Source organism: Sphingomonas sp. SP4 (genome assembly GCF_058313375.1).
In genome coordinates, this window is the sequence record NZ_JBZFLE010000001.1 from 498,272 (window position 1) to 524,677 (window position 26,406).

General features: G+C 63.5%; 29 protein-coding genes and 1 tRNA gene. 20 read left to right on the forward strand and 10 right to left on the reverse strand.

Going from position 1 to position 26,406, the window contains the following annotated elements; all coding sequences use genetic code 11:
- Nucleotides 1-32: 32 nt before the first annotated feature.
- Both AC4GYV_RS02470 and AC4GYV_RS02475 read right to left on the reverse strand, forming a co-directional pair.
- Nucleotides 33-1,310: an MFS transporter gene (locus AC4GYV_RS02470; protein ID WP_491099081.1), complete on the reverse strand. Its 1,278-nt coding sequence runs from the start codon at nucleotides 1,308-1,310 to the stop codon at nucleotides 33-35.
- A 9-nt stretch (nucleotides 1,311-1,319) separates the two neighbouring features.
- On the reverse strand, nucleotides 1,320-2,543 hold the full coding sequence (locus AC4GYV_RS02475) for a cation:proton antiporter (protein ID WP_491099082.1): 1,224 nt from the start codon (nucleotides 2,541-2,543) through the stop codon (nucleotides 1,320-1,322).
- A gap of 93 nt (nucleotides 2,544-2,636) precedes the next feature.
- Between AC4GYV_RS02475 and radA the strand changes: the two genes are divergently transcribed.
- A complete protein-coding gene (gene radA, locus AC4GYV_RS02480; protein ID WP_491099083.1) occupies nucleotides 2,637-4,004 on the forward strand; it encodes a DNA repair protein RadA in 1,368 nt (455 codons plus the stop codon).
- Nucleotides 4,005-4,006: 2 nt separating this feature from the next.
- On the opposite strand, the gene AC4GYV_RS02485 is transcribed toward radA, so the two are convergent.
- The 3 genes from AC4GYV_RS02485 to AC4GYV_RS02495 are packed head-to-tail and all read right to left on the reverse strand — an operon-like array spanning nucleotide 4,007 to nucleotide 6,789.
- A complete protein-coding gene (locus AC4GYV_RS02485; protein WP_491099084.1) occupies nucleotides 4,007-4,747 on the reverse strand; it encodes a class I SAM-dependent methyltransferase in 741 nt (246 codons plus the stop codon).
- 3 nt (nucleotides 4,748-4,750) lie between these two features.
- Nucleotides 4,751-5,764 carry an ATP-grasp domain-containing protein gene (locus tag AC4GYV_RS02490; RefSeq protein WP_491099085.1) on the reverse strand — a complete coding sequence of 338 codons (1,014 nt, stop codon included), beginning with the start codon at nucleotides 5,762-5,764 and terminating at the stop codon, nucleotides 4,751-4,753.
- A gap of 53 nt (nucleotides 5,765-5,817) precedes the next feature.
- Entirely contained in the window at nucleotides 5,818-6,789 is a 972-nt protein-coding gene (locus tag AC4GYV_RS02495) for an ATP-grasp domain-containing protein (protein ID WP_491099086.1), read from the reverse strand.
- 65 nt (nucleotides 6,790-6,854) lie between these two features.
- Between AC4GYV_RS02495 and AC4GYV_RS02500 the strand changes: the two genes are divergently transcribed.
- The 4 genes from AC4GYV_RS02500 to AC4GYV_RS02515 are packed head-to-tail and all read left to right on the forward strand — an operon-like array spanning nucleotide 6,855 to nucleotide 10,890.
- The gene (locus AC4GYV_RS02500) at nucleotides 6,855-7,370 is read left to right on the forward strand and encodes a CvpA family protein (RefSeq protein WP_491099087.1); all 516 of its coding nucleotides are present in this window, start codon (nucleotides 6,855-6,857) and stop codon (nucleotides 7,368-7,370) included.
- A complete protein-coding gene (gene cysS, locus AC4GYV_RS02505; protein WP_491099088.1) occupies nucleotides 7,367-8,674 on the forward strand; it encodes a cysteine--tRNA ligase in 1,308 nt (435 codons plus the stop codon). The genes AC4GYV_RS02500 and cysS overlap by 4 nt, the downstream gene beginning before the upstream one ends.
- The gene (locus AC4GYV_RS02510) at nucleotides 8,671-9,090 is read left to right on the forward strand and encodes an iron-sulfur cluster assembly scaffold protein (protein WP_491099089.1); all 420 of its coding nucleotides are present in this window, start codon (nucleotides 8,671-8,673) and stop codon (nucleotides 9,088-9,090) included. The genes cysS and AC4GYV_RS02510 overlap by 4 nt, the downstream gene beginning before the upstream one ends.
- 54 nt (nucleotides 9,091-9,144) lie before the next feature.
- Nucleotides 9,145-10,890, forward strand: a complete 1,746-nt coding sequence (locus AC4GYV_RS02515) for a monovalent cation:proton antiporter-2 (CPA2) family protein (protein ID WP_491100368.1) — start codon at nucleotides 9,145-9,147, stop codon at nucleotides 10,888-10,890.
- On the opposite strand, the gene AC4GYV_RS02520 is transcribed toward AC4GYV_RS02515, so the two are convergent.
- The gene (locus AC4GYV_RS02520; protein WP_491099090.1) at nucleotides 10,887-11,435 is read right to left on the reverse strand and encodes a shikimate kinase; all 549 of its coding nucleotides are present in this window, start codon (nucleotides 11,433-11,435) and stop codon (nucleotides 10,887-10,889) included. The two genes, AC4GYV_RS02515 and AC4GYV_RS02520, sit on opposite strands and share 4 nt — an antisense overlap.
- A gap of 75 nt (nucleotides 11,436-11,510) precedes the next feature.
- On the opposite strand from AC4GYV_RS02520, the gene AC4GYV_RS02525 reads away from it, so the two are divergent.
- The 5 genes from AC4GYV_RS02525 to AC4GYV_RS02545 all read left to right on the forward strand — a co-directional run bounded on the left by AC4GYV_RS02525 (nucleotide 11,511) and on the right by AC4GYV_RS02545 (nucleotide 16,781).
- Nucleotides 11,511-11,645 (forward strand): hypothetical protein, encoded by a 135-nt coding sequence (locus tag AC4GYV_RS02525; RefSeq protein ID WP_491099091.1) that lies wholly within the window; start codon nucleotides 11,511-11,513, stop codon nucleotides 11,643-11,645.
- Nucleotides 11,635-13,401, forward strand: a complete 1,767-nt coding sequence (locus AC4GYV_RS02530) for a hypothetical protein (protein WP_491099092.1) — start codon at nucleotides 11,635-11,637, stop codon at nucleotides 13,399-13,401. Before AC4GYV_RS02525 ends, AC4GYV_RS02530 begins: the two co-directional genes overlap by 11 nt.
- Before the next feature lie 38 nt (nucleotides 13,402-13,439).
- Nucleotides 13,440-14,291 carry a tyrosine-type recombinase/integrase gene (locus tag AC4GYV_RS02535; RefSeq protein WP_491100369.1) on the forward strand — a complete coding sequence of 284 codons (852 nt, stop codon included), beginning with the start codon at nucleotides 13,440-13,442 and terminating at the stop codon, nucleotides 14,289-14,291.
- Between the two features lie 12 nt (nucleotides 14,292-14,303).
- Entirely contained in the window at nucleotides 14,304-15,245 is a 942-nt protein-coding gene (locus AC4GYV_RS02540; protein ID WP_491099093.1) for an acetyl-CoA carboxylase carboxyltransferase subunit alpha, read from the forward strand.
- An 87-nt stretch (nucleotides 15,246-15,332) separates the two neighbouring features.
- Entirely contained in the window at nucleotides 15,333-16,781 is a 1,449-nt protein-coding gene (locus AC4GYV_RS02545; protein ID WP_491099094.1) for a M48 family metalloprotease, read from the forward strand.
- A gap of 19 nt (nucleotides 16,782-16,800) precedes the next feature.
- Here AC4GYV_RS02545 and AC4GYV_RS02550 read toward each other — a convergent pair whose 3' ends face one another.
- Together AC4GYV_RS02550 and AC4GYV_RS02555 are read right to left on the reverse strand one after the other, a co-directional pair.
- Complete coding sequence (locus AC4GYV_RS02550; protein ID WP_491100370.1) at nucleotides 16,801-16,965, reverse strand: Flp family type IVb pilin; 165 nt, start codon at nucleotides 16,963-16,965, stop codon at nucleotides 16,801-16,803.
- A gap of 124 nt (nucleotides 16,966-17,089) precedes the next feature.
- On the reverse strand, nucleotides 17,090-17,866 hold the full coding sequence (locus AC4GYV_RS02555) for a methyltransferase domain-containing protein (RefSeq protein ID WP_491099095.1): 777 nt from the start codon (nucleotides 17,864-17,866) through the stop codon (nucleotides 17,090-17,092).
- A 52-nt stretch (nucleotides 17,867-17,918) separates the two neighbouring features.
- On the opposite strand from AC4GYV_RS02555, the gene AC4GYV_RS02560 reads away from it, so the two are divergent.
- From AC4GYV_RS02560 to folE, 8 genes are all read left to right on the forward strand, one after another.
- Nucleotides 17,919-18,641: a ComF family protein gene (locus AC4GYV_RS02560; protein ID WP_491100371.1), complete on the forward strand. Its 723-nt coding sequence runs from the start codon at nucleotides 17,919-17,921 to the stop codon at nucleotides 18,639-18,641.
- Between the two features lie 36 nt (nucleotides 18,642-18,677).
- Entirely contained in the window at nucleotides 18,678-18,935 is a 258-nt protein-coding gene (gene grxC, locus AC4GYV_RS02565; protein WP_491099096.1) for a glutaredoxin 3, read from the forward strand.
- Entirely contained in the window at nucleotides 18,935-19,762 is an 828-nt protein-coding gene (locus AC4GYV_RS02570; protein ID WP_491099097.1) for a carbon-nitrogen hydrolase family protein, read from the forward strand. The genes grxC and AC4GYV_RS02570 overlap by 1 nt, the downstream gene beginning before the upstream one ends.
- The gene (locus AC4GYV_RS02575) at nucleotides 19,759-20,160 is read left to right on the forward strand and encodes a DUF1178 family protein (RefSeq protein WP_491099098.1); all 402 of its coding nucleotides are present in this window, start codon (nucleotides 19,759-19,761) and stop codon (nucleotides 20,158-20,160) included. The genes AC4GYV_RS02570 and AC4GYV_RS02575 overlap by 4 nt, the downstream gene beginning before the upstream one ends.
- 36 nt (nucleotides 20,161-20,196) lie before the next feature.
- A tRNA-Arg gene (locus tag AC4GYV_RS02580) sits at nucleotides 20,197-20,273 on the forward strand.
- A gap of 17 nt (nucleotides 20,274-20,290) precedes the next feature.
- A complete protein-coding gene (locus AC4GYV_RS02585) occupies nucleotides 20,291-20,575 on the forward strand; it encodes a DUF6356 family protein (protein WP_491099099.1) in 285 nt (94 codons plus the stop codon).
- Nucleotides 20,565-21,887, forward strand: a complete 1,323-nt coding sequence (locus AC4GYV_RS02590) for an FAD/NAD(P)-binding protein (protein WP_491099100.1) — start codon at nucleotides 20,565-20,567, stop codon at nucleotides 21,885-21,887. The genes AC4GYV_RS02585 and AC4GYV_RS02590 overlap by 11 nt, the downstream gene beginning before the upstream one ends.
- Nucleotides 21,884-22,498: a GTP cyclohydrolase I FolE gene (folE, locus tag AC4GYV_RS02595; protein WP_491099101.1), complete on the forward strand. Its 615-nt coding sequence runs from the start codon at nucleotides 21,884-21,886 to the stop codon at nucleotides 22,496-22,498. The genes AC4GYV_RS02590 and folE overlap by 4 nt, the downstream gene beginning before the upstream one ends.
- A 74-nt stretch (nucleotides 22,499-22,572) precedes the next feature.
- Here folE and AC4GYV_RS02600 read toward each other — a convergent pair whose 3' ends face one another.
- A complete protein-coding gene (locus AC4GYV_RS02600; protein ID WP_491099102.1) occupies nucleotides 22,573-23,037 on the reverse strand; it encodes a PA2169 family four-helix-bundle protein in 465 nt (154 codons plus the stop codon).
- 147 nt (nucleotides 23,038-23,184) lie between these two features.
- On the opposite strand from AC4GYV_RS02600, the gene AC4GYV_RS02605 reads away from it, so the two are divergent.
- Nucleotides 23,185-24,786: a flavin monoamine oxidase family protein gene (locus AC4GYV_RS02605; protein ID WP_491099103.1), complete on the forward strand. Its 1,602-nt coding sequence runs from the start codon at nucleotides 23,185-23,187 to the stop codon at nucleotides 24,784-24,786.
- Between the two features lie 39 nt (nucleotides 24,787-24,825).
- On the forward strand, nucleotides 24,826-25,647 hold the full coding sequence (locus tag AC4GYV_RS02610) for an energy transducer TonB (protein ID WP_491099104.1): 822 nt from the start codon (nucleotides 24,826-24,828) through the stop codon (nucleotides 25,645-25,647).
- Here AC4GYV_RS02610 and AC4GYV_RS02615 read toward each other — a convergent pair.
- Nucleotides 25,644-26,396: a hypothetical protein gene (locus AC4GYV_RS02615; RefSeq protein WP_491099105.1), complete on the reverse strand. Its 753-nt coding sequence runs from the start codon at nucleotides 26,394-26,396 to the stop codon at nucleotides 25,644-25,646. The two genes, AC4GYV_RS02610 and AC4GYV_RS02615, sit on opposite strands and share 4 nt — an antisense overlap.
- Between the last annotated feature and the right edge of the window lie 10 nt (nucleotides 26,397-26,406).

Sequence of the window (26,406 nt, forward strand, 5' to 3'; positions counted from 1 at the left end):
CGTGCGAGCGGAGGCTTTTTGCAAGCGGGTTGTTAAACGCCGCTAGCCACGACGTCGGCTTCCTCCGGTGGAGGCTCCGGAGGTTGGAAGTCTCGAGCGCGCCGAAGCTCGGGGAAAATGCCTGCCCACAGCAGTGTTACGGCGATGGCTGCAACGCCTCCGCCGACGGTGGCCACTACCGGTCCAAGAAGGGCCGCGCTGAAGCCGCTGCGCGTTTCGCCAAGCTCGTTGGAGGCGGAAATGGCCAGGGTCGAAACGGCCGAGACACGTCCCCGCATCTCGTCTGGTGTGTAAAGCTGGATCAGCGATTGCCGGATGTAGACCGAGAACATGTCCGCGGCACCCAGAACCGCAAGGCATGCCAGCGAGAGCGGGAAAGAGCGAGACAGCCCGAAGATGGCCGTTGCCGCCCCGAAGATCACGACTGCGGTGAACATCTTCACGCCGACGCTGGTCTTGAGCGGTCGGATCGAGAAGAAGATCGCCGTGAGCGTGGCGCCTGCTGCCGGAGCCGCTCGGAGGGGTCCGAGGCCATCCGGGCCGACCTGCAGGATGTCGCGGGCGTAAACGGGAAGCATGGCAGTCACGCCACCGAGGAGCACGGCGAACAGGTCGAGGGTGATTGCGCCAAGTACGAGGCGATTGCGGCGGACGTAGGAGAGACCATCCACCATCTGCTGCCACGGCGTACCGGGCCTGAGCGCTGGGCGTGCCACCGGAGGGATGGTGAACAGGCAGAGCACCGAGAAGGCGAACAGGATCGCGCTCAGCCCGTAGGGCAGCTGCGGCGTAACGTCATACAGGATGCCGCCGAGCGCCGGTCCCAGGATCGCGCCCGTTTGCCAGGCGGCCGAGCTGAGCGCGATTGCGTTGGGAAGTAGATCGCGGGGGACCAGGTTCGGTGCCAGTGCGCCTAGCGCCGGTCCGGCAAAGGCACGCGCGACGCCGAGAAGCGCGGCAACGCCGAACAGAATCGGGAGGCTGATGAAACCTCCCCAAGTGGCCACGAACAAAGTGCCTGCGCAGAGGAACTCAAGGAACACGACGGCGCGGGCAATGTGCCGCCTATCGAGCCGGTCGGCGGTCCAGCCACTGATTGGAGTGAGCACGAACAAAGGCACGAATTGGACAAGGCCGATCAGTCCGAGCCGGAACGCCGCCTCGCGGATGCTCATCGTCTCTCGGGCGATGTCGTAGACCTGCCAGCCGATGACGATGACCATCGCCATCTGCGCGATCGTCGTCGCGAGGCGGGCTAACCAGAAATAACGGAAACCGGGGATTCGAAGCGGTTCGGGGACGAGACTCACCCGGGCGGCCTAGCTGGCGGCGGCAGGGGCGGCAACGGGCTCACTGGGCGCTCTCTTGGTCAGGCCGAGCCGCTTGATCAGCATCGGCATGGTCAGGCCCTGGACCAGGATCGAGAAGGCGACAACGATGAAGGCCGTCACGATGATCGCGTTCCGTTCGGGCACGGTACTCGGCACCGCCAACGCCAGGGCCAGCGCGAGCGCGCCACGAAGACCGCCCCAGAATAGAGTGTGCTGGTAGCTCGCAGGCAGCCGCCACCGAGACCGGCCGAAGAGAGCGGCGATAGGATAGATCGACACGGCGCGACCTGCCAGCACGAGCACTATAGCGGTGGTGATGGCGACTGCGTTGAGATCCCGCAGCGGCTGGTTCGCCTCGGTCATTCCGATCAGGATGAACACGAAGCTATTGGCCAGGAACGCGAAAAATTCCCACGCGCCACGCACGCGGTCTCGGCCTTCGCGAGTCAGGAAGCGAGTACCGCCACTGCCGATCATCAGGCCCGCCGCAAGCGCGCTGATGATTCCGGAAGCATGAAAATATTCTGCGACGAGGAATGACCCATAAGCGGCGATCGTCGTCAGGGTGATCTCGACCAATGGATCGTCGGTTCGACCAACGATGAAGAGAATGGCGCCGGCAACGCCCAGGCCCACGAGAACGCCTCCGCCGAGGGTCCAAAGGAACGATGGAATGACACTGGGAGCATCCGGCGATGCTCCGGCTGCGATCGCCGAGAGTAAGGCGAATCCGACTGCGGCAACGCCATCGTTGAGTAAACTTTCGGACTCGACCACCATCGACACGCGCGGCTGGGCACCCATTTCCCGAAAGGAGGCGATGACGGAAACGGGGTCTGTCGCCGCGATCAGGACTCCGAACAGCGCTGCGCCAATCCAACTCCAGCCCGCGATCCCATGCATTCCCGCCGCCACCACTGCTGCTGCGATGCCCACACCGACGAATGCCAGGGTGAGCGTCAGCGGCAATTCGTAGCGGAATCGCCGCCAGTCGAGCTGCAGCGCAGCCTCAAACACGAGCGGCGGCAGGAAGATGTTGAAGATCAGCTCACGCGAAAGCGGCAGGTACGGGCTGTTGGGCAGAAGCGCGATCAGGAAGCCCGCGACGACGAGACCGACGATATAGGGCAATCCCAGCCGCCGCGAGACGATCGCGATGAGGCAGGCAACCAGAAGGAGTAGTCCGATCGGCGCAAGGGAGAGACTGGTCATTCACTGGCCATATCAGGCGACTTCCCCGAGGTCTGCCCTGCCGCTGCTGCTCCTGGGCTAGGAGAACAGAACGGGATCGGTTACGCCGTCAACATGGCCAAAGTGAAATCGCGTTACGTTTGTCAGGCTTGCGGATCGGTCTCGAGCCGGTGGCAAGGACAGTGCTCCGACTGTGCGGAATGGAATACGCTGGTTCAGGAGGCCTCGGAGGTCTCGAGCATTTTCGCGGCGAAGCATAATCTTCAGGGCGGCGGGAGGTTGATTCAGCTTGTCGGTCTGGAGACTCCGGCTGCTTTGCCGGAGCGCCTGCCGAGTGGGTTGGCCGAGTTCGACCGGGCCATCGGCGGCGGCATCGTCGCGGGCTCGGCGATGCTGGTTGGCGGCGATCCCGGCATCGGCAAGTCGACGCTGTTGCTTCAGGTTGCCGCACGGCTGGCGAGCGACGGCCGGCGGGTCATTTACGTCTCTGGTGAGGAGTCGGCCGAGCAGGTGCGGCTTCGGGCGGTGCGGCTTGGCCTTGGCGGCGCTCCGGTGCAGCTGGCGGCCGCGACCTCCGTTCGGGACATCCTGACGACGGTCGGGGACGGTGAGCCGCCGGCGCTGCTCATCATCGACTCCATCCAGACGATGCACTCGGACCTGATGGAAGGCGCTCCGGGCACCGTGAGCCAGGTCCGCGCCTCCGCGCAGGAACTTGTGCGCTTCGCCAAGGAGCGCGGGACGGCGCTGATCCTCGTTGGACACGTCACGAAGGACGGCACCATCGCCGGGCCACGCGTGCTCGAGCATATGGTGGACACGGTGCTGAGCTTCGAAGGTGAGCGAAGCCACCAGTATCGCATCCTGCGAGCGATGAAGAACCGCTTCGGCGGCACAGACGAGATCGGCGTGTTCGCGATGGAAGGGCAGGGGCTGACCGAGGTTCCGAATCCCTCGGCCCTATTCCTCACCAATCGCGGCGAACCGGTCAGCGGCACCAGCGTCTTCCCGGCGATCGAGGGATCGCGGCCGGTGCTCGTCGAGATTCAGGCGCTAACGGTGAGGCTGGCGACCGGTGCGACGCCGAGGCGCGCTGCGGTGGGCTGGGACAGCGGGCGCCTTGCGATGATCCTGGCCGTGCTCGAGGCACGGTGCGGGATCAGCTTCGCGACGGCGGAGGTCTATCTCAACGTGGCAGGCGGTTATCGTCTCAACGATCCGGCGGCTGACCTGGCCGTTGCTGCTGCATTGGTGTCGGCGCTTTCCGAACGGCCCGTGCCAAGTGATGGCGTGATCCTCGGCGAAGTTGCGCTGTCAGGCGAGATCCGGCCAGTCGCTCATGCCGGGCTGCGGCTGAAAGAGGCTGCCAAGCTGGGGTTCGAAGCTGCCTGGGTGCCGAAAGGCGTCAAAGGCGGCGAAGGTCTGAAGCTCGCTCAGTTCGGCAATCTTCGGGAAATGGTCGAGCAGATTCTCGGAAGGTGACGCTAGATCGCGTCGCACACGATGCGTCGCAGCACCCACTGAACGCGCGGGCGACCGTCGACAACTTCGATACCGATCTCACTGCCCATGGCCTGGGCGACAGCCATTTCGTCGAGCCCCGGCATGTAGAAAAGGTTGCGGCAAAACCCGCCAGCGGCCTCCAACGTGTCGAACTGCCACGGCGTCTCCATCAGCCGATCGTCGGCCACAGCGAAACCCGCGCCCTCAAGCAGGCCCTTCAAATTCTCATCCAGGAAGCGGCCTTCGTGGCCCATCGGATTGTTCTGGTCGACGAAGCCATTGAGGAAGACCGCCGGCCGCGTATTCACCGCGACGTCGGCGATCACCGCTCTTCCGCCCGGCTTTAGCAGGCGCCGCATTTCGCGGAAGACCGCCGAAAGGTCGGGCTCATGGTGAAGGGCGGCAAGGCTGACGATATAATCGCACGACCCATCGCCGAGCGGAACGCCGGTCACATTGGCCTGGATCCGGTCGAGCCCCGGCGGGCAGGCGTCGATGAAGTCGTCGGACGGATCGACCCCGATGTATCTCATCTCCGGCGAAAGAAATTCCGCCAGATAGCCGCCACCTGACGGCAGGTCGCAGAGCAACCCCTCTGGCCGGTCACGGAGCGGCTCGAGGACCGCATGAAACTCAGAGTCCCGGGCTCGCGGGCACTCAGCCATCGCGCGGTGGTAAGAGAAGCCTCGCTCCGCGAAGATCTCGGCATAGCTGTCGTACATCGTTCAGGCCGTTTCAAGGAATGGCGGCGCTTCGTACGCCTTGAGCGGAAGACCGAGCAGCTCGCGGAAGGCAAGCTGCGCCGGCTCGAACGATCGCAGCAGATACTCGAATTTCGGATCGGCCGGATACGGAAAGAAGCTCATCGTCGCATTGCCTTCGAACAGGACCACTTGCCCATCCTCGGTCAGGCCGAAATCCAATCCGAAGAAGTCCAGCTCCATTTTCCGCCGAACGGCTTCGAGCGTCCGCAGCACCGCTTCGGGTAGCCGGCCGCCATCGCGCTCGAACAGGGCGCGCTCTTCCGCGATTAACTCGGGGCGCTCGGCCATTAAGCGGGCGCGGTCGGCAGCGTGCACGTTCCATTGATCGGACACGAGCATGTGACGAAGAATCGTCCGCGGGCCGATGAAGAAGATGCGATACTTCCGATAAAGGCCGTCCGCGCTTCGGAAGTCGACAAATTGCGTTGCTAAATGGTCATCATCGGCTTCGAGCGCCATGACCGCGTCTTCCGCTCTGTCGAATCGGCCGATGATCTTGCCCCCGTGCGTGCCGGCCTGGCGCAGGATGATGGGCGCTCCGAATTCGGCGAGGCTCTGCAATGCAGCGGACCAGTTACCGCCCCGAAGCCGCACCGCCTCCGGAACGATCAGCCCTTCCGTTCCCGCAAGACGCTCTGCGACCTGATCCCGCGTCGAGCGAAGGACGTTTTCGGGCGGATTGATCACCGGACGCGTGGCGCCTCGAAGCAATTGGCATAGATTGTCCAGGGTGCGGCTGTTCTTCTCCGCCTCGGTGATCAGATTCACGAGCACCCTATAGCTCGCGAGTTGCGCCTGCGTTTCCTTGAGGTCCGCTACGGGCTTCCGGCCCACGTGAAGCAAGCTGTAGGGCTCCCGGTCCAGCAGCAGCTTGTTGAGGTCGGACGATCCACTGACGTTGAGGCGGCCGCTGCGGCTGGAGACCCGGTCCAGTTCATCGCCACTGCCGATGATGAATAGAATCGGCCCGTCCACTCGTCGTTCCTCCTGCTCGAAATTGCATTGGCCGACCATCAGGTCTCGGGCAACTAGTGGCGCTGACCGACCAGCTCCATGAAGGCGGCCTGGGCGGGCGGAACGCACTTCAACATATATTGGAACTGCGGGTTTTCATCGCGCCACAGCGGGAAGAAGCTCATCGTGGCGTTGGCTTCGAACAGCACCACTTCGCCGTTCGGCAAGATACTGAAATCGATCCCAAAGAAGTCCAGAGGCATGCGCGCTCGGACGGCATCAAGCACGTCATGCACTTCCGGACTGAAGGGACGGGGGTTGCCAATAAGGGCGCGTTCTGCCGCGACGATCTCCGGACGGGGCGCCATGAAACGCGTGCGATCGGCGCTGTGCACGTTCCAGTGATCAGACGCGTAGACATGCCGCAGCACCGCCTGCTGCCCGATGAAGAAGACTCGGCATTTCCGATAGATGCCGTCCTCGCTGACGAAATCGACGAACTGGGTCGCGATATATTCCTTGCCGTTTTCAAGCCTCGCAACGGCCTCCTCGATGGACGAATGCACATGGGCCGTCTGCCCGGTGTGCGTCCCGGCCTCACGAAGGATGAACGGCGGCACGATCCCCGCGGCGGAGATCGCCTCCGAGGCCTCGTCGGGCCGATCGCCTGAAAGCCTCAGCGACCTCGGAGCGATCAGGCCTGGGATGCCGTCAAGCAGCTTTGCGACCTGGTCACGTGTGGTGCGCATGACCTTTGCCGGCGGGTTGATCACCCGCGCCTGTGTGCCGTTGAGCTGCTTCTCCAGGTTCGCCAGGACCTTCGCGCTATTCTCAGCCTCGGTGATCATGTTCACGATCACTGGATAGGCGGTGAAGTCGTGGGTCGAGTCCGGGGTGACGATCACCCGATGGAGCGTGTCCCGGTTCGGAAGGAGTCGGCCCAGGTCCGAGCTGCCCCTAACATAGGTCCGAAAGCCATTCTGGCTCACCCTGTCCGCATCGTCGCCGCTTCCGAAGACGAGCAACAGTGGCCGTTCAGCTGCCATCGGCCATGGATGACCCATGTTCCAACCGCTCGCAATGACGAAAAGACTTCGCTAGCGCCGCAGTAATGACCGTGCTCGACGTCTTTGTTTTCCTCCTGCTGATCGGCGGCGCTGCCGTCGGTTTCGTGCGCGGGTTCGTGCACGAAGTGATCTCGCTGTTCGCCTGGGTCGTCGCGATTGCGATGCTCAAGCTGTTCCACACGCAGTTGTGGACGGGCATCGATAACAGCTTTCACTTCAACCCCGCGGCAGGTGCCGTGCTCGCTTTCGCGATCCTCTTTCTGCCTAGCTTCATCCTGGTGAAGCTGCTCGCGAGGTCGATCGGCGGGCGGACCCGGCGCTCGATGGTGCTCGGGCCGTTCGACCGGGTTCTGGGAGGTGGCTTCGGCGCGCTGAAGGGCCTCCTTGGCGTGACCTTGTTCTTCCTGCTCGCGAACCTAGCGACGGACATGGTCTATGGCCCCGAGGCGGCGCGGCCCGAGTGGATGACCAAGTCGCGCACCTTCCCGCTCCTGAACGCCAGCGGCCGCGGCATCGTCGACTGGGTCGAGGCGCGGCGGCATCCTAGGCAGACCGCATGATCCGACTTCATGACACCATGTCCCGCGAGAAGCGGGAGTTCGTTCCGGCTGACCCCGAGCGCATCACGATGTACGTGTGCGGGCCCACGGTTTACGGCCGGGCGCACATCGGCAATGCGCGACCGCCGGTGATCTTCGACACGCTCGCGCGCCTGATCCGCAACGAGTTTGGCGAGAACAGTCTGATCTATGCGCGCAACGTCACCGACGTTGACGACAAGATCATCGCGTCGGCCGAGAGCGAAGGTGTCGATCCATCGATCATCACCGAACGCTACGAGCAGCTTTACCTCGAGGACATGCGGGCGCTGGGCGTGCGCGATCCGGATATTGCGCCGCACGCAACGCAGGAGATCGCGCCGATGGTCGCGATGATCGCGCGGCTGATCGGGCAGGGCCATGCCTATGAGGCGCAGGGGCATGTGCTTTTCTCGGTTCCGAGCGATCCTGACTACGGAGCGCTGAGCAAGCGCGACAGGGATTCGATGATTGCGGGCGCCCGCGTCGAGGTTGCGCCCTACAAGCGCGATCCGGCTGATTTCGTCTTGTGGAAGCCGAGCGTCCACGGCGTGATTGGCTGGGAGTCGCCTTGGGGTCGTGGGCGACCCGGTTGGCACATCGAATGCTCGGCCATGATCCGGGCGCATCTGGGCGAGACGATCGACATTCACGGCGGCGGTCTCGACCTGATTTTCCCTCATCACGAGAATGAGATCGCGCAGAGCCGCTGCGCGCATGACGGGCAGCCGCTCGCACGCTTCTGGGTCCACAACGGCTTCGTCGACATGGGCGCCGAGAAGATGTCCAAGTCGCTCGGCAACATAATCACCCCGGCGCAGTTGCTGGCCCAAGGCCATCGCGGCGAGACTCTCAGGCTCGCGTTGCTGAGCGCGCATTATCGTCAACCGCTGCCTTGGACGGACAGTCTGATCGCTCAGGCGAAAGCAACGATCGACCGGCTCTATCGCGCTGCCGGCGATGCAGAGGAGGGCGAGATCGACCAGGGCGTGCTGGAAGCATTGCGCGACGACCTGAACACGCCGCTGGCACTGTCGCGGCTATCGGCGCTCGAAGGCGGCGCGCTAAAGGCGAGTGCACAGCTGCTAGGCCTTCTTCAGTCCTCTGCCGATGAATGGTTTCAGGGCGGCGGGGACGCCGGTGCCATTGAAGCCCGCATTGCCGAGCGAACGGCAGCCAAGAAGAACCGCGACTTCGCGACCGCCGATAGAATCCGCGATGAGCTCAAGGCGGAAGGCGTGGTTTTGGAGGACGGCCCTTCCGGCACTACATGGCGTAAGGAATGACGGACCCGCTCTACACGACCGAGATCCTGCGGCTGGCGGCATCGCTCAGCGACCCGCACGATCTCGACCGTGAAGACGGCAAGGCCGAGCTGCGGGCGCCGACTTGCGGCAGCCGGGTGATCCTCGCGGTCCAGCTCGACGAGGAGCGGAGGGTCGAACGCCTGTCGATGAAGGTTCACGCATGCGCCTTCGGGCAGGCGTCGGCCGCGCTGGTGGAACGGCACTGCCGCGGCCGGAATCATCATGAGGTCTCGGAAGCCATGCTCGAGCTCAGCCGCTGGCTGGCTCATGAGCACGACGAACCCAAGGGGTGGCCGGGGATTGTCGCATTGGCTCCTGCCAGGGAGCGAGCAGCGCGTCACGGCGCGATTCTCCTCCCGTTCCGCGCGCTTCTAGCGGCGATGGACGCTGCCTAGGTGGATCATGGCGCGACAGCAGTGGTGCAGGACCTGCTCCGCGATGCCGCGCTCATGCTCGGCGTGGCGCTCGTCTTCGTTACCGTCTTCCGAAGGCTCGGGCTGGGTGCGACCCTAGGTTACATCGTCGCTGGCGCATTGATCGGGCCATCGGTCCTAGGCCTGTTCCGCGAGCCGGAAACGATCCAGAGCGTATCCGAAATCGGCATTGCGCTGCTGCTCTTCATCGTCGGCCTCGAGCTTCAGCCGAGCCGGTTGTGGCGGTTGCGCACCGACATATTCGGGCTTGGGCTGGCCCAGGTTACGTTGTGCGGGTTCGCCATCGCCGCGATCCTGTACTTCGGGCCGGGCTTCTCCCCTGCGGCGTCGCTCGCAATCGGCTTGCCACTGGCCCTGTCATCAACCGCGCAGGTTCTGCCGATGCTCCGTTCGGAGAATGAGCTGAACACGCCGCAGGGCGAGCGCGCCTTCTCCGTCCTGCTTTTCCAGGACCTGTCGATCGTCCCGCTCATTACGATCATCGCAGCAATGTCCCGCGGCACGCCGGACCCAAGCGCGCCGGTCGGCTGGATGCTCGCGCTTTACACAGTGCTCGCCGTCATCGGCCTGGTCCTGTTCGGCAGGCTGGTTCTCAATCCGCTCTTCCGCTTCATCGGCCGCCTCGGCGAGCGTGAGCTGTTCGTCGTCGCGGGACTGTTCACCGTGATCGGCGCAGCTGCGTTGATGAGGCACTTCGGCCTGTCGACCGCGTTGGGCGCCTTCGTTGCGGGCGTCGTGCTGGCCGAGTCCCCCTATCGCCACGAGCTGGAAAGCGACGTCGAACCGTTCCGCTCGATCCTGCTCGGCCTGTTCTTCCTCTCGGTCGGGATGCTGCTCGATCTCAATTTGATCGCTCAACGGCCGCTGCTCGTCGTCGGCTTGGCCGCAGGCGTGATCATCACCAAGACGGTCCTGATCAGCACGCTCAGCCGGATTTTCGGCTGCAACTGGAAGCTGGCCATCCGCCTCGGCCTCCTTCTGAGCCAGGCCGGTGAATTCGGCTTCGTGCTCTTCGCTCAGGCCACGGCCGCGCAGCTGATCTCGCCTCAAGCGGCCTCTCTGTTCAGCGCTGTCGTCACGCTTTCGATGGTCACGACGCCGTTCCTGATGAAGTTCATCGACTTCCTGGAGCGGAAGGATGTGAAGCGCGACGACCTCGATGGGCCCGAGCTGTCGCCGGAGACCAGCGCGATCGTGGTCGGCTATGGCCGTTTCGGCCAAACGGTGGCCCAGATGATGATGGCCAAGGGGATAGGCGTCACGATCATCGACAAGAAGCCCGCACAGATCGAGCTGTCCGAAAGCTTCGGCACGAAGGTCTATTACGGCGATGGCGTACGGGTCGATCTGCTTCGAACGGCAGGAGCGGAGACCGCCAAGGTCATCGCCTTCTGCAATGACAACGTCGATGGCGAGCTGAACCGTGGCGCGGTCGAAGCTGTCTTGAGGGCTTTCCCCCAAGCGTCAGTGATGGTCCGCGCCTACGACCGGCTCCATCTGATCGAGCTTGAGGGCCTGGACCTTACGTTCGCCGAGCGTGAGCTGTTCGAAGGTGCAGTTGCCATGGGCAGGGCAGCACTGAAGGCGAGCGGAATCCCCGACGCCGAGATTAATCGCGTCGACCGTGCTTATCGGATGCGAGACTGCGAACGGTTGGAGCGGCAGGTGGAGACGGGCGACATTCGCGTGGACGCCGACCGCATCTTCGCTCCTGACCGCCCGCTGCCGGATGATGAAGAGAAGGTCGCTTCTCCCTCCTAAGCGGAAGAGCGTCGAGCCAGGTGCTCCTCCAACGCGTCGACAATAGCGTCAACCACCTCGCGGTGGGCTCCATCCCCGCTTTTCACGTGGATGTGGGCTTCTTCGTAGGACGGGCGTCGCTCCTCCGAGAGGCGTTCCAGCGTCTGCTTGGGATCGCCTTGTCTCAACTGGGCGCGGGTGTCGCGGCGTGACGTGCGTTCGGTGAGCACATCGACCGGCGCATCGAGCCAGACGGTGATCGCCCGCTCATTCAGCAGCTGCCGCGTTCGGGGATCGACATAGGCGCCGCCCCCAGTCGCGATGACCCGGATCTCTCCCTCGATCAAACGCGCGACCAGTCGCCGCTCGCCATCGCGGAAATCCTGCTCGCCGAAGCGCTCGAACATCTCGGCCGGGGAGTAGCCAGCCGCATCCTGAATGGCGGAATCGCTATCCACGAAAGGCAGGCCCAGGCGCCGCGCGAGGCGGCGGCCCACGGTCGATTTCCCTACGCCCATCAAACCGACGAGAACCACGGGACGATCAAGACGCTTCGCCAAATCCATTCTTCACAGGGCTATACAGCGGCTTTCAAGGACGCCAAAAGCCCTCTCGACACAATCGTTTCGCAAGCGGATGCCATGCCCCGAATTGCAGTCTTGATCATCATTCTCGCCCTTATCGTCGGGGCACTCTTTTTTCTGTCGACCGTTCCGAAGCAGCAGCCGACGAAGACGGTCGAGGTTGAGGTTCAGCAGCAGGGCAATGCGCATTAAGTCGTTGCTTTTTGTCGGCGCTGCGCTTGCGCTGGCGCTGCCGGCTGTTGCGCAGCAGGTCGCGCAGACTCAGCCGTCGACTACGCCCACGCCGGCGACCTCGGCCCCCTCCAACGTCGTCACGAGCTCTCCCGAGCCGAGCCGTGCTATCGATTTGGGAAGTGACGCCGGGCCTTCGGACGAAAGCGCGATCGAGGAGGTCGGCGGCCTCAGCCTCGAACCGCCGCCGCCTCCGGTAGAATATCCCGGTTGGGCACGCCGCGATCCGCGCAGCGTCGGGCAGCTCAATCCGGAAGAGATCGGGCTTGGCGCCGACCCTTGGGGCACCGCGAACGGCACGTTCCTGTCGAGCCTGATGCGGCGGATGAACACGCCGCTAGCCTCGCGCTGGGCTCACATCGCGATCCGCGATGCGTTGCTCGCGAAGACACCTGCACCGGCGTACGTCAATCCAGTCGATTGGGTTGCTGAGCGCTCGTGGCTTCTACTGCGGATGGGTGAGGCGGACGCGGCCCGGATGCTCGTTGCCGGCGTGGACACCGATCGCTTCACGCCGAAGATGTTGCAGGTCGCGGTGCAGAGCGCGCTGGCCACCGGCGATCCGCCGGCGCTTTGTCCGATCCAGGAGGGCATCGGTCAGTATGACTCAAACATCCGCCCGCTCGTGCAGGCGATGTGTTCCGCGCTTGCGGGCGAGCCGGAGACTGCCTCGGGTCAGATCGACGACGCGAGGCGGCGCGGGCGCATTGGTGGCGTCGACCTCATGCTGGCGCAGAAGGTCGTCGGCGCTGCGGGCAGCGGCCGGGCTGCGACGATCGAATGGGACCCGGTCGACAGCCTCACGGCGTGGCGCTTCGGGCTTTCGGTGGGGACCGGGATGCTTCCCCCGGACCGGCTGATCAATGCCAGCTCGACGCAGCTCCGAGCATTTGCGGCTCGTTCACCCTTGCTGACGCCGCAGCAGCGTCTGAGCTCGGCGATGATCGCCGCCGGCCTTGGCGTTTTCTCGTCGCAATCGCTGATGGATCTCTACTCGGCCATTTACGATTCGACCGATCCCGGCGATTTGCCTGGAACCGATGCATGGCAGGTGCGGCAGGCGTTCGTGGGCAGGGACGCCGACACACGCATGGCCGCCATCCGGAAGTTGCTCGCGATCGGCAAGGACGGGCTTCAGAAGGAGGCGGCGCGGGCACTTGCCGCGCGTGCCGCGAGCCTAGTCACCCCTGACGCGAAATGGGCAAAGGATGCGCCGGATCTTATCTCTGCCATGCTGGCCGCCGGCTATGACGAAGCCGCGGCGCGCTGGATCCCGATCATCAACAAGATGGACGATGCGGAAGGCGACCGCGCCTGGGCCATGATTGCGCTTGCTGCGCCGGATATCGCCAATGTCGGAACGGGCCGCCTCAACGCCTTCATCAAGCGGGACAAGAGCGAGGATCGGGTGCGTAGCTCCCTGCTGGTCGCAGGCCTTGCAGGTCTTGGCCGCATCGATGCCGACACGGCCAATTCGCTCAATCGCCGTTACGGCCTCGGGCTCAACCGCCAATCTAGCTGGACACGGATGATCGATGCCGCGGCAGGCCGCGGACAATCCGGCACGGTGCTGGTGCTCACTGGAACGGGCTTCCAGACGACCGACGTCCGGCAATTACCCGGGACCCATATGTATCACGCGATCACCGGCCTGAAGCGGACCGGCCAGGACTTCACCGCGCGGATGATCGCGGCCGAGGCGCTGTCCCGCACGTGACGCCCGAGGACACGGCGCTCGTCGACCGGTTCCTCGACATGATGGCCGCTGAAGCTGGCGCTTCCCGCCACACGCTCGCCGCCTATCGAAACGATCTCGAGCGCGCGGCCGAGGGGGTCGCTGGTCAACTCTCTTTTGCAAGCGTGGACGATCTCTCGAGCCTTGGCGCCAAATGGGGTGATCTGGCGCCGTCCACCGTCGCTCGTCGCTCAGCCGCTCTCCGGCGCTTCTATGCCTTCCTGGTCGATGACGGCTTGAGGAAGGACGATCCATCGGAAGCTTTGCCGAGACCCAAGCTTGAGCGCCCGCTTCCGCGAATCCTAGACGAAGTGGAAATCGGCCGAATGTTCGAAGCGGCGGAGGCCCGCGCTTCGAGCGGAGAGACCACGGCGGTCCGCAACCTTGCGCTGCTGGAGCTTCTATACGGATCCGGCCTCCGGGCGAGCGAGCTGGTGAGCTTGCCGCGAGGAGCGATGCGCCCTGGTCAGCCGTTCCTGATCTTGCGAGGGAAGGGGAGCAAGGAGCGGCTGGTGCCGATCTCGTCGCGCGCAGACGCTGCGGTTCGGAAATGGCTGGAGATGGCTCCAGGCGGCGTGCTCTGGCTCTTTCCGAGCGGGAAATCGCACATCAGCCGAGTACGCCTATTCCAGATCGTCCGCGCGATGGCGGCCGACGCAGGTATTTCACCCGAGCGGGTTAGCCCGCACGTGCTTCGTCACGCCTTTGCGACGCACTTGCTCTCGGGCGGAGCGGACCTTCGCGTCCTTCAGTCGCTCCTTGGACACGCCGATATCGCGACTACCCAGATCTACACACACGTCGACAGCGCGCGGCTGGTCGAGCTGGTCAACAGCCGCCATCCGCTTGCGACGCGCGACCGTTCCGCCTAGGCGCGCCGTCGAATGCTGACGTATCTGGATTTTGAAAAGCCGATCGCCGAGCTCGAGACCCGCGTCGCCGAGCTTCGTGAAACGGCGAATAGCGGCCCGATCGATATCGATGCCGAAATCGGCCGGTTGGAGGCCAAGTCAAACAAGCTGCTTCGCGACACCTACGCGAAGCTGACACCTTGGCAGAAAGCGCAGGTCGCTCGCCACCCGGAGCGCCCTCACTTCAAGGACTATGTAGCAGGCCTCGCCGACGATTTCCTGCCGCTCGCCGGAGACCGCGCGTTCGCCGACGATCCCGCAATCATCGGCGGTCTCGCGCGGATCGATGGGCGGCGCGTGATGCTGATCGGTCACGAGAAGGGCGACGACACAGCCTCGCGCCTGAAGCACAATTTCGGAATGGCCAAGCCTGAGGGCTATCGCAAAGCCATCCGCCTGATGCGGCTTGCCGACCAGTTCGGCATTCCGGTCGTCACGCTCGTCGATACGCCCGGCGCATTTCCCGGCGTGCAGGCGGAGGAAAGGGGACAGGCGGAAGCTATCGCCCGCTCGACCGAAGAATGCCTGGCGCTCGGCGTGCCGATGATCGCGGTGATCGTTGGCGAGGGCGGCTCGGGCGGCGCGGTCGCGATCGCTACGGCCAATCGCGTCCTGATGTTCGAGCACGCGGTTTACTCGGTCATTTCGCCCGAAGGCTGCGCTTCGATCCTCTGGCGAACCGCCGACAAGGCCCCTGAAGCGGCCGAGGCCATGAAGATCACCGCTCAAGACCAGCAGGCCCTTGGCGTGATCGACCGAATCGTTCCCGAACCGCTCGGTGGCGCTCATCGCGATCCGGATGCTGCGATCGGTTCGCTGAAGGGGGCAATTGTCGAGGAGCTGGACGGTTGCTCGAACCTCGGTTCCAAGGAGCTACGCAACCAGCGCCGGTCGAAGTTCCTGGCCATCGGCTGACCCGCTTCGGAGCGGTTCGGAACAGCCTTAGTCATTCTCCGTTCAAAATTACCGCGCTTGATTAGGCGCGTGTAACGGAGGGTGCCGATGCCAAAGAGCGTCCTGTTGCTTGCCACGGCCGTCCTGGCGCTCGCGCCAGCCGCCGCTCAGCAAGTTCGTTATCTCGACCCGCGCGACGTCGCGGAAGCGCAACGCGAGCATTCGCAACTGCTGCAGGCGCTCGGTGGCGCCGAAGCTGGACCGCGTGCAGCCTATGTAGCTTCCGTGGGTAGGCGCGTCGGTGCTTATTCGGGGGTCGCCAATCCCGGTCAGGCGCTTCATTTCACAACGCTCAACTCGGCCGTCGAAAACGCCTTCTCGGTCCCGGGAGGCTATATCTACGTTACCCGGCAGCTTCTCACGCTCATGGACGACGAGTCCGAACTCGCGTTCGCGATCGGGCATGAGGTGGGTCACGTGGCCGCCAACCATGCGCACATCCGCGAGCAATATGCCCGCCAAAACACCTACGGTGTGCTAGGCCAGATCATCGGATCGATCTTCGGTGGCGGGATTGGCCAAGTGATCCAGGCCCGCGCGAAGATGGACACCCTGAGCTTCTCGCGGGAACAGGAGTATCAGGCTGATTCGCTCGGGATGCGCTACATGATTGCAGCGGGGTACGACCCGGTCGGCGCTTCGGAAATGCTTTCGGCGCTAAGTCGGCAAACGGCGCTTCAGGCTCGCGTCCAGGGGCGAGCTAATCGCCAGACGCCGGAATGGGCGAGCACGCATCCCCTGAGCGAAAACCGGATGCAGCGCGAGCTCATCGAGGCACGATCCACCGGCCGGCTGGGCAAAGGCGTCCGGAACCGCGACGGCTTTCTCAGTCAGTTGGAGGGTGTGTACGTCGACGACGATCCGCAGCAGGGCGTGATCGACGGTCCGACCTTCACTCACCCGGACCTTCGGATCCAGTTCACGGTCCCAACTGGCTATTTGATGTCCAACGCGACGGATGCAGTCACCATTTCCGGGTCGGCTGGTAAGGCGCAGTTCCGAGGGGGCAGGTTCAGCGGCAACATCGACACTGCTGTGAGTCTCGCGATGCGGCAGCTGACGGGCGGCCGAATGGGAACGCCGATCGCTCCGCCACAACATGTTACGATCAACGGCCTCCCCGCCTCTGTGACAACGACCCGCGTCAACGGCTCATCCGGGCCCATCGATCTAAGCGTCGCGGCGTATCAGTGGGATGCTCAGACGGTCTATTATTTCGTCGTGCTGACGCCGGGAGGCTATGGCGTCGGCCCGTTCGTCCCGATGATAAACTCGCTGCGGAAGATCAGCCCGGCAGAAGCCGCGGCAATCCGGCCGCGGGTCATTCACGTGCAGACGGTCGCTCCCGGGGACACAGTTCAATCGCTCGCGGGGCGAATGGCCTATCGTGACTTCAAGCTGGAGCGATTCTTGTCGCTAAACGGCCTTCAGGCCGGCAGTCGGTTGACGCCCGGCCAGAAGGTGAAGCTCGTAATCTACGGAGCGCGGCGCGCCTAAGCTGCCGCGACCGTTTCAATTACATATGTGATGCGAGATTGCTTTGGAGGTTACCCCAGCCCGACGCTGAGCCGCCACCCAAAGCAGACATACCGCCCATCGCCGCAACGACGATGAGCGCGCAAATCAATCCATATTCAATCGCAGTCGCTCCGCGCTTGTCAGCGCGCAGCTTGCGCAACATCGTTCGGATAGCGATCACGCCACCCTCCTCTGGTCCACGTCCACGATGCCTCGTTTACTCGCTCCAGGGTTAACAACTTTCCCGCCAACAGAGTTAATGGCGCGTAATCCTGGTTTGCGGTGCGCTATTCCGTGGGCAACCAGCAGGCAAAGTGAAGGCTTTCAAAGATTTCCGTCGTCCGGTCGCCCTCGGCCGCTCCGGAAAAACTTTCGGCCGCCGCCAGATAAGCCCTCTTTGAAAGCGGCTGGCGAGATCGTTGGATGAGGACGTTTGTCGCCGCCATCCGACGTAAATCTATAATCAGCCTGTCGAGCGATAGATAGGAGACGGCAGCCCGATCGATGTCGACAACCGGGTTGGCGAAACCTGCTTGTCCGAGCAGCGGCGCCAAGGCGGATGCTTCGATACGGGGATGGACATGGGGTGATGCGGTGCCCGTAACCGCATCGGCTGCGCGCATCGCGGCACGCAGGCGAGGGAGCGTTTCACCCCCGGACACAGCCCCGATGAGCAGGCCCTCAGGCTTCATTGCCCAGCGGATTGTCAGCAGCGCTCTCGGCAGATCATTGACCGTGTCGAGCGTCCCAACGGCTACGACCAAGTCATATGCCTGAGGTTCGGGCTCCCAAGCATCCTCGATCAGCTGGTGACCGCCTGCCGTCCCCGCGAACAGAAGTCCCGGATCTCGAACATCGACATCCGGCGCGAACCGGCTGAGGCGCTCGGGCCAGCGTGGATCCGGACAACCGATCAGTAGAGCGCGCTCGAAGGTGCGCTGGACCAGCGAGATCCGGTCGAGGCAGTCGTCGAAAGCCCGCTCGAGCAGGAACAGCTCCGGACCAGTGCGCGCCGCTCGATCGCGACGAAGCGCGCGCAATTCCATATCGAAGAGGATGGACACGCGGGTGCTTGTGCGATGACCCGGCGCACGCGACAAGCGCCGTGTGATCACCGTGTTGCGTAACATTGGTCGGTGGGTACTGGACTTCGCTCTTCCGCCGCGCTGCGCCGGGTGCGGAACTATTGTGGCCGATGTGCACAGCTTCTGCACTGACTGCTGGACGCAGATCCATTTCCTCGGAGAGACGGGCTGCACGACGTGCGGTTTGCCGCTGGAGGCGACCGAGGCAGTGAGCTGCGGTGTCTGTCTGGCTGCGCCCCCCCGCATCGCACGGACACGGGCTGCAGTCGCCTATGACGATCTCTCCCGAAGCCTGGCGATCCGACTGAAGTACGGACGCAAGGTTGCGGTCGCACGGACGATGGCCCGCTACATGGCACCGCTATTGGATGGCTCTTCGGACCCAATCCTGGTGCCTGTGCCGCTGCACCGGAGCCGCTTGTGGCAGAGGGGGTTCAATCAATCGGCGCTCGTGGCTCGAGAACTTTCGCGCAGGCTGAGGTTGCAGGCTCATCCGTTCGCGCTTCGACGCCTGAAGCGCACCCCGCCCCTCAAGGGCATGAGTCCGGTTCAGCGACGGAAGACCGTTGCGGGCGCTTTCAAGGTGACGGACAAGGACGTGGTTGCCGGCAAGACCGTGATCCTGATCGACGACGTGCTGACCACGGGCAGCACCGCGGAGGCCTGCGCCCGCACGCTGCAGCGCGCTGGGGCGGTGCGTGTCGAACTGATCACGTGGGCGCGTGTGGTGAAACCTTCGCAGTTGATGCGTTGACGCTAGTGCCTAAGTATCGGTGCGAAGGAGTTATTCGTGCCCGCTATCGAGATCTACACCAAGACTTTCTGTCCATATTGTTGGCGCGCGAAAGCGCTGCTCGAATCCAAAGGCGTAGCCTACACGGAAATCGCCGTCGATTTCGGCGGCGAGCCCAAGAAGTTGATGGTTCAGCGCGCGAGCGGACGCACGACGGTTCCGCAGATTTTCATCGGCGAGACGCATGTCGGCGGATGCGACGACCTGATGGCGCTTGATCGCGCCGGCAAGCTGGATCAACTTCTGACAGCCTGATGACCAAGGTCGCGCTCTTCCAGTCGAACACGGGCATCGACCCGGACGAGAGCGCGCGCGCCCTTGTCGACGCGATCGGCCAAGCTGCCGATGGCGGTGCGGAAATCCTGTTTACGCCGGAAATGTCCGGTCTTCTCGACCGGGACAGCGCGAGGGCGGGAAAAAGCTTGCGGCGCGAAGAGAACGATCCTGTCCTCGCGGCTACCCAGCAGGCTGCAAAGGACCGGCAAATCTGGGTCTCCGTGGGTTCGCTCGCGGTCCTTACGGAAGGCGGCAAGGTCGCCAACCGCGCTTTCGTGATCGACCGTGAAGGACGAATTCGCGCGCGGTACGACAAGATGCACTTGTTCGACGTCGACCTCCCAACGGGTGAGAGCTGGCGCGAGTCGAACACTTATTCAGCGGGGCAGGGCGCGGTGCTCGTGAACGGCACCCCCGTCGGCAAGCTGGGCCTGACGATCTGTTATGACCTCCGCTTTCCGATGCTTTTTGCCCGGCTGGCGGAGTCCGATGCGGACGTGATTTCGGTCCCGGCCGCCTTCACCGTCCCAACCGGCAAGGCGCATTGGCATGTGCTGCTCCGCGCCCGGGCCATCGAAGCGGGTCTGTTCGTCGTCGCTGCAGCCCAGAGCGGCCAGCACCAGGACGGTCGACAGACCTTTGGCCATTCGCTGGTGATCGATCCGTGGGGCGAGGTCCTGCTCGATATGGGAGAGGAGCCCGGCATCGGCTTTGCGGACATCGACCTCAAACGCATTTCCGAGGTGCGGTCACGCATACCGGCGCTTAACCACCGCCGCCCCATCCCTGAGGCGGTGACGCTATGATCGTCTACGATCTTCAGTGCCTCGATGGGGGCGAGACTTTCGAAGCCTGGTTCCGGTCGGGCGCGGACTATGACGAGCAGCGCGCCGGCGGACTCGTCGAATGCCCTTATTGCCAATCGGCGAACGTCGCGAAGGCACCGATGGCACCGCGCGTGCCAAGGAAGGGGTCGAGCGATCCACTTGTGAAGCTGGCCGCGATGCAGGCCGAAATGCTCAAGAAGTCGCGCTGGGTGGGCGACAAGTTCGCCGACACCGCCCGAGCCATCCACTCGGGCGATCATGAGCCGGAACAGGTCCACGGTAGCGCCACGCTCGAGCAGGCGAAGGCGCTGGTCGAAGAAGGCGTGCCGGTCGCGCCACTTCCGTTGCCGATCACGCCACCGAACCAGGTCAATTGATCGGTAGGCCTTCAGCCCCTATTCGTGGCCCGGGCCGACCCCGTAGCTCAGCAGGATAGAGCATCAGATTCCTAATCTGAGGGCCACAGGTTCGAATCCTGTCGGGGTCGCCAACCTTGAGGACGAGGTCATGGCGAGCAACCAGTTGGACAGAGAGGACCGTTCGGGGATGGTCCAGCGGCTCTTCACGGAGCACCCGCAATCGCTCGGAATGAGCTGGGCGAGCCATGGCGCGGGGGCCGTGAAGATTGCTGCCGAGCTGATCGGCGCCGGGTGCGCATGCTTGATCCACGCAGCAGTGCCCGGGTGGTTTACGCAGACCGCCGGCAAGACGGTGACGCGCATGTACGTCCATATGGCGCAGCGGAAGGCAGGCGCGTCGAACCCGGACAACTGGCCCGACTATGAAATCTGACCGGGACTACCCGGTCGCAATCATCGGTGGTGGCGCCTCGGGGACGATTTTGGCGGCTCAGCTGGCCAAGCGCGGGGTTGCGTCGGTTCTGATCGAGGGCAGCGGACGGATCGGCAAGGGCGTCGCGTACTCTACAAACGAGCCGGCCCATCTCCTCAATGTCCGGGCCGAGGGCATGAGCGCCTTGGCGGGCGAGCCCGATCATTTTGTCAGGCGCTTTGAAGCCGAAGGCGGAGATAGGCGCGGCTTCGCGGAGCGCCGGCTGTTCGGCCGCTATCTGGGCGAAATCCTCAACGATGCCGCTCGGAGCGGAAAAGTCGAAACGATTGCTGCCTCGGCGACCGCAGCGAAACGCACCGGCCGCTGGTCAGTGCAACTGGACAATGGCGAAGATATTGCCGCGGACGCTCTTGTCCTCGCTATCGGCAATCAGGAGCCGGAGCCGCTGCGCGCCTTCGCTGACGTTGGGGACCGATTCATCCGCAATCCGTGGGGTGACGACGCCCAGGCCGCGATCCGCGAGCTTGCCGAGAGCGGCGGCTCGGCACTGCTGGTCGGCACTGGCCTGACAATGGTGGACGTCGTGCTGTCGCTCAATGCCGCCGGCCACAGCGGACGCATCGTCGCGCTATCCCGCCGCGGGCAAATCCCGCGCGGTCACGCCGACTTCGATCCTGCTCCGGTCGAACTGGACGATGTGCCAAGAGGAAGTTTGGGCGAGTTGTGGCGGTGGCTGCGCCGCCGAAGCGGCAAGGTCGGATGGCGCGCGGCGGTCGACAGCCTGCGTCCGCACAGCCACCCCCTCTGGCAAAGCCTTGACGAAAAGGAGCAGCGCCGTTTCCTTCGGCATGTCAGGCCATATTGGGACGTCCATCGCCACCGCATCGCGCCGCAGGTCGCGCAGACGGTTGCAGGGATGATCAGCGATGGACAGCTGGAGATCATGGCCGGCCGCATCGTTTCGGCGGCCCGCACGGGCGATGAGCTGCAAGTCGAAATCCGCAGGCGCCGTGCGTCTTCAATGCAGGCGATGCGCTTCGACTATGCATTCAATTGCACGGGACCCTTGCACAACATGTCCCACACCAAGGACCCGCTGCTTCGCAGCCTTCTCGATGAGGGCGCGGTCAGGCCGGATCATCTCGGCATCGGCCTGGAAGTGGACGACAATTGCCACGCGGCCGGAGGGGAACGTTTGTGGGCGCTCGGACCTCTAACCAAGGGTCGCTATTGGGAAATCATCGCGGTCCCCGATATTCGCGAGCAGGCGGCGGAAGTCGCCGATGACATTGCGCGGGAGCTGAAGGGATGAATCACGGCGATCCGGAAGACGGCGATCTGGTCGACGATACGCCGACGACCGCGATTCCTGCGGACGTAAAGGAAGCGATCCGTACGCTGATCCGCTGGGCGGGCGACGATCCCGACCGCGAGGGGTTGCTGGACACGCCGCGGCGCGTCGCCTGCGCATGGAAGGAATATGCGCGCGGCTATGAGGAGGACCCCGCGGTCCACTTGTCGCGCACCTTCGAGGAAGTCGGCGGCTATGACGAGATCGTACTTCTGAAGGACATTCCCTTCCAGTCGCATTGCGAACATCACCTTGCGCCGATCATCGGCAAAGCCGCGATCGCTTATTTGCCTGGCGACAAGGTCGTCGGGATCAGCAAGCTGGCGCGTGTGCTCCATGGCTTCGCGCGCCGCCTGCAGGTTCAGGAGCGGCTGACAGCACAAGTCGCTGACGCAATATGGAAGCATCTGGAGCCGAAAGGCGTCGCGGTGGTCATCGAAGCGAGCCATGCCTGTATGACCGCTCGCGGCGTTCAAACGCCGGGGGTCTTGATGACGACCAGCCGAATGATGGGTACCTTCCGCGAGGACGAGCGAAGCCGCCGCGAAGTGCTCGCACTCATGGGCTACTGATCAAAAAAAAGGGCGGCTCCGCTGGCCTTGGGAGCCGCCCCGGTTCCCACCTCGAACCGAGGTGGTTCTAAAGGTTAGGCGTGCGCTTGGCCTTCTAAAGCATGCTTCAGCTGGCTGATCTGGTCGTGGCCGGATTTCACGGACTGATAGCAACGCTCGACCAGGTCGTGGCTTTCGCCTTTCAGATCGCCGCTTTGCAGCGCCGCCTGCCATTTCTCCTTTAGATAATCCTCGCCGCGCTCGACCTCGTTCACGATCGCTTTTTCGTCGCGGCCCGTGATCGCAGCCTTCAGGTCCTCGAAACGCTGATGCGCCTTGCCCAGGAAGGAGCCGCCGTCTTCAGGATCGCCGCCAAGACGGCGGACTTCGGCCCGCAGTTCTTCCACGACCTTCTGGCGCTCGTCGGCGCGGCTACGGAAAATTTCGCGCAGCCTTTCATCATGGATGTTCTGCGCTGAATCCTCATAGCCCGTGACGCTGTCGATGGTCGTCGCAATGAGTGTGTTGAGGGTGCTGATCGTTTCACTGTGTTCAGCCATGCAAAATACTCCCGCAAATTGAAGTGGATCGCCTGGACAACGCGCGAACGGCCACGCCGATGCCGGGTTGGCCGCTAAATTTTGGACGCTTTGGCCGCGAATTGCTGTCAGTCTGCCGCTGGACAGCGATCAGCGGGGGCGATTCGCATGGCACTCACTCGGCGTACGTTACTCGAGCAGATCGGGGCGATCGGCGGCGCGGGCGCAGCCTATATGGCGATGGAAGCGATGGGCCTCGCGTTTCCCACGCCCGCAGGCGCCGAGAATTTCGAGCTTCCAAAAGCAAGCGGCAACGGACGGTCGGTCGTCATACTCGGTGCGGGCATTGCCGGACTGGTCTCGGCCTATGAGCTGCAACGTGCCGGCTACCGTGTGAAGGTTCTCGAAGCGCGCGATCGGATCGGAGGGCGGGCCTGGACCATCCGCGGCGGTGACAAGATCGAGCAGATTGGCCGCCCCGACCAGCACGCCAACTTTGCGCAGGGACTCTATTTCAACGCGGGGCCAGCACGCCTTCCGTCCACGCATCGAGTGATCTTGGGCTACGCGCGGCGGTTCGGCGTGCCGCTGGAAACCTTCGTGAACGTCAACCGGAATGCGGGCTGGGACTTCGGCGGCAAGGTCCAGCCGGAACGCCGCATGGTCAACGACATGCGCGGCCAGTTGGGTGAACTGCTGGCCAAGGCGATCGACCAGCACGCGCTCGACAACGAAGTGCCGAAGGGCGAGCTGGAGATGATCCGGCAGTTCCTGGCCGCCTACGCTCAGCTCGACGAAAAAGGGAAATATGCTCCGGGTGGATCGTCTGGCTATTCGGTCCAGGGCGGCGGCTATTCGCAGGCGCCGGTGTCGTTGCCGCCACTTAGCTTCAAGGAGCTGGTTCCTTCTCGCAGCGCGGTCCTGCCGTACCTGTTCGAGCATATCTGGGACATGCAGGCGACGATGCTCCAGCCGGTCGGCGGCATGGATCGCATTGCATACGCCATCTATGACCAGGTGAAGCCGACGGTCCGGCTCAACAGCAAGATCAGCGCGATCAGACGAACGGGGAACCGCGTTCGCATCGAGCACGGCCCCGGCAATGAAATGACGGAAGCAGACTTTTGTATCTGCACCATTCCGTTGCCAGTCCTCGCCCGTATCCCGAGCGACTTCTCACCCGCGAAGAAAGCGGCGATCGCCAGTGCTCCAGCCTATCTGCACAGCGTCAAGCTGGCCTTCGAGGCGCCGCGTTTTTGGGAGCAAGACGATTTCATCTTCGGCGGTCTCGCATGGACCGATCGGCTCAATGAGAATGTGATCTATCCCTCGAACAATTATGGTGCCCCCCGAGGCGTCATCGTGGGTTCCTACTGCGCGGGCTGGACCCACCAAGACACGCCGGACTCATTCGCCAAGCTCTCTCATGAGGAGCGCGCGCGGATCGGTCGGGAGTCGATCGAGGCGCTGCACCCCGGTAGATCGCACCTGCTTACCAAGCCGGTGACTGTGGCGTGGGGCCTGACGCCTTATTCGGAAGGCGTGGGCGCGCTCTGGCCTGACTTCGATCCTCGTCCCGGTGACGGGGGTCCTGCACGAGGGGCGCGGTATCTCGAGATGCTAAAGCCCGAAGGCCCGATCGTCTTTGCCGGCGAACATTTGAGCTACCAGCCGACTTGGCAGGAAGGGGCGGCAATGTCGGCGCACGAAGCGCTGAAGCTGGTGGCTGCCATGGCCAAGGAGAGGACTGGCACAACTTCCGGGGCCTGATTAGTCTTTGCTCGCTCGGATCTTGGGGAAGGGGCGAGAATGTATCGTGGATTAGCTTTCGCGCTGGAGTGCGCGCTGTTGTGCTCGTCGGGGAATGCCGCGGGCAAGCCCGTCAGAGTTCCGACCGAGAAATGGGTCGTGAACTTCGCAGACTCCCAGTGCGTCGCCTCCCGCAACTATGGCACGAAGGAAGAGCCGCTTTTCCTGGTGCTCAAGGAGCCGGTGCTGGGAGACGTCATCCAGCTCTTCGCTGTGAAGGTGGTCAGTACGCAGGAGCCGCCCGGAGAAGTGCTCGGGTCGCTGTCTCTGGATGGAGGACCATCAATTGCGACGAGCATGCTTTACAGCACAGTGAAGGAAACTCGTACGCGATCGCTCAGCACGAACATGCCTCGTTCGCTGGTCAACAGAGTAGCTGCTTCGCAGACGATCCGAGTGTTTGCGGGCTATCGGCTCGACGAAACATTCAAGCTAAGCTCGGTGCCGGAGTTGATGAAAGTGCTGGACGACTGCGTCACAAACCTGCGGCAAGTCTGGAATGTCTCTCAAAGCGGAGTTCAAAACCCGAAACTTCGGCAAAATGCCGGCGGCACGTTGGCAGGCATATTCTCACCTGATGACTACCCCGGTGTGTCGATGGATCACAACGAGTCAGGAGGGGTAAGTTTCGCGCTGCTCATCGACGAGGGCGGAAAGGTCGCGGATTGCTCCGTGGTCCAGACGAGCGGGATGGCCTCCCTGGATACGCAAAGCTGCGCGATCGTGAAGCAGCGTGCCCGTTTCACTCCTGCTGTCGGGATCGACGGGAAGCCCGCGAAGACGTCCATGGTTCAGACCATAACCTGGAGGCTTGAGGACTAACCGCCCACTCCCGGCAATTGCGCGGCAACTTGGGCCCAAGGCAAGTGGCCCCAGAATATTGCGAGCGGTATGAGCGTCGAAGCCAGCGCCATCCCGAAGCCGAGCTTCGTTGCCGGATGAACGTGGCCGAGCATTTTCCGATCGTGCACGAACATCGGAATGAAAAGTCCGAGGCCCAAAAGGAAGATGATCGTGAACCCGACGATGGTCGGCGGAGCGATAGGAAGGCGGCCGACGGCCGGTCCCATCACGACGAGGATCGCTGCGCTCATCATCGATCTTTTGTGCCACTGAACGTCGCGGCGTTTGGACCAGCCGTTCCAGACCATGATCGCGAACGGAATGATCACCGCGAGTGGCACGATCGTCCAGGTCAGCGGATCGGTGAAGGGCGGTTGGTTGGCGCGTGCGACCTGCCAGACCGATGTGATGCACATGACGGGGATCATCAGCACGGCGAGCAGCACGGTCGCCTTGCCGAGCCGCATGTGGACCTGATGCTTGTTCGCGGAGATGAGTTGAGTCTGCGCCACCACCGCGAGCATCCACAGCGTGAACACCGTTCCGTGAAGGAGCACGCCCGGCGGCAATGTCGGGTTCGGCCGCGGGTAGGACGGCACCACACCGCGCAGATAAAAGCTCGGGCCGAAGCCTAGAAGAACGAGCACGACCAGGAACAAGGCCATGCGTGAATAGAATTTGCGTTCAGACGCCTTGCGGTCTGCCGGCGGCATCGCAATCGTGGCCATTCCTCACCCC

Coding starts and splice junctions, on each gene's coding strand:
- AC4GYV_RS02475 (WP_491099082.1), bottom strand. CDS start 2,543: ATGACCAGTCTCTCCCTTGCGCCGATCGGACTACTCCTTCTGGTTGCC.
- radA (WP_491099083.1), top strand. CDS start 2,637: ATGGCCAAAGTGAAATCGCGTTACGTTTGTCAGGCTTGCGGATCGGTC.
- AC4GYV_RS02485 (WP_491099084.1), bottom strand. CDS start 4,747: ATGTACGACAGCTATGCCGAGATCTTCGCGGAGCGAGGCTTCTCTTAC.
- AC4GYV_RS02495 (WP_491099086.1), bottom strand. CDS start 6,789: ATGGCAGCTGAACGGCCACTGTTGCTCGTCTTCGGAAGCGGCGACGAT.
- AC4GYV_RS02500 (WP_491099087.1), top strand. CDS start 6,855: ATGACCGTGCTCGACGTCTTTGTTTTCCTCCTGCTGATCGGCGGCGCT.
- cysS (WP_491099088.1), top strand. CDS start 7,367: ATGATCCGACTTCATGACACCATGTCCCGCGAGAAGCGGGAGTTCGTT.
- AC4GYV_RS02510 (WP_491099089.1), top strand. CDS start 8,671: ATGACGGACCCGCTCTACACGACCGAGATCCTGCGGCTGGCGGCATCG.
- AC4GYV_RS02515 (WP_491100368.1), top strand. CDS start 9,145: ATGCTCGGCGTGGCGCTCGTCTTCGTTACCGTCTTCCGAAGGCTCGGG.
- AC4GYV_RS02520 (WP_491099090.1), bottom strand. CDS start 11,435: ATGGATTTGGCGAAGCGTCTTGATCGTCCCGTGGTTCTCGTCGGTTTG.
- AC4GYV_RS02525 (WP_491099091.1), top strand. CDS start 11,511: ATGCCCCGAATTGCAGTCTTGATCATCATTCTCGCCCTTATCGTCGGG.
- AC4GYV_RS02530 (WP_491099092.1), top strand. CDS start 11,635: ATGCGCATTAAGTCGTTGCTTTTTGTCGGCGCTGCGCTTGCGCTGGCG.
- AC4GYV_RS02535 (WP_491100369.1), top strand. CDS start 13,440: ATGATGGCCGCTGAAGCTGGCGCTTCCCGCCACACGCTCGCCGCCTAT.
- AC4GYV_RS02540 (WP_491099093.1), top strand. CDS start 14,304: ATGCTGACGTATCTGGATTTTGAAAAGCCGATCGCCGAGCTCGAGACC.
- AC4GYV_RS02545 (WP_491099094.1), top strand. CDS start 15,333: ATGCCAAAGAGCGTCCTGTTGCTTGCCACGGCCGTCCTGGCGCTCGCG.
- AC4GYV_RS02550 (WP_491100370.1), bottom strand. CDS start 16,965: ATGTTGCGCAAGCTGCGCGCTGACAAGCGCGGAGCGACTGCGATTGAA.
- AC4GYV_RS02570 (WP_491099097.1), top strand. CDS start 18,935: ATGACCAAGGTCGCGCTCTTCCAGTCGAACACGGGCATCGACCCGGAC.
- AC4GYV_RS02575 (WP_491099098.1), top strand. CDS start 19,759: ATGATCGTCTACGATCTTCAGTGCCTCGATGGGGGCGAGACTTTCGAA.
- AC4GYV_RS02585 (WP_491099099.1), top strand. CDS start 20,291: ATGGCGAGCAACCAGTTGGACAGAGAGGACCGTTCGGGGATGGTCCAG.
- AC4GYV_RS02590 (WP_491099100.1), top strand. CDS start 20,565: ATGAAATCTGACCGGGACTACCCGGTCGCAATCATCGGTGGTGGCGCC.
- folE (WP_491099101.1), top strand. CDS start 21,884: ATGAATCACGGCGATCCGGAAGACGGCGATCTGGTCGACGATACGCCG.
- AC4GYV_RS02600 (WP_491099102.1), bottom strand. CDS start 23,037: ATGGCTGAACACAGTGAAACGATCAGCACCCTCAACACACTCATTGCG.
- AC4GYV_RS02605 (WP_491099103.1), top strand. CDS start 23,185: ATGGCACTCACTCGGCGTACGTTACTCGAGCAGATCGGGGCGATCGGC.
- AC4GYV_RS02610 (WP_491099104.1), top strand. CDS start 24,826: ATGTATCGTGGATTAGCTTTCGCGCTGGAGTGCGCGCTGTTGTGCTCG.
- AC4GYV_RS02615 (WP_491099105.1), bottom strand. CDS start 26,396: ATGGCCACGATTGCGATGCCGCCGGCAGACCGCAAGGCGTCTGAACGC.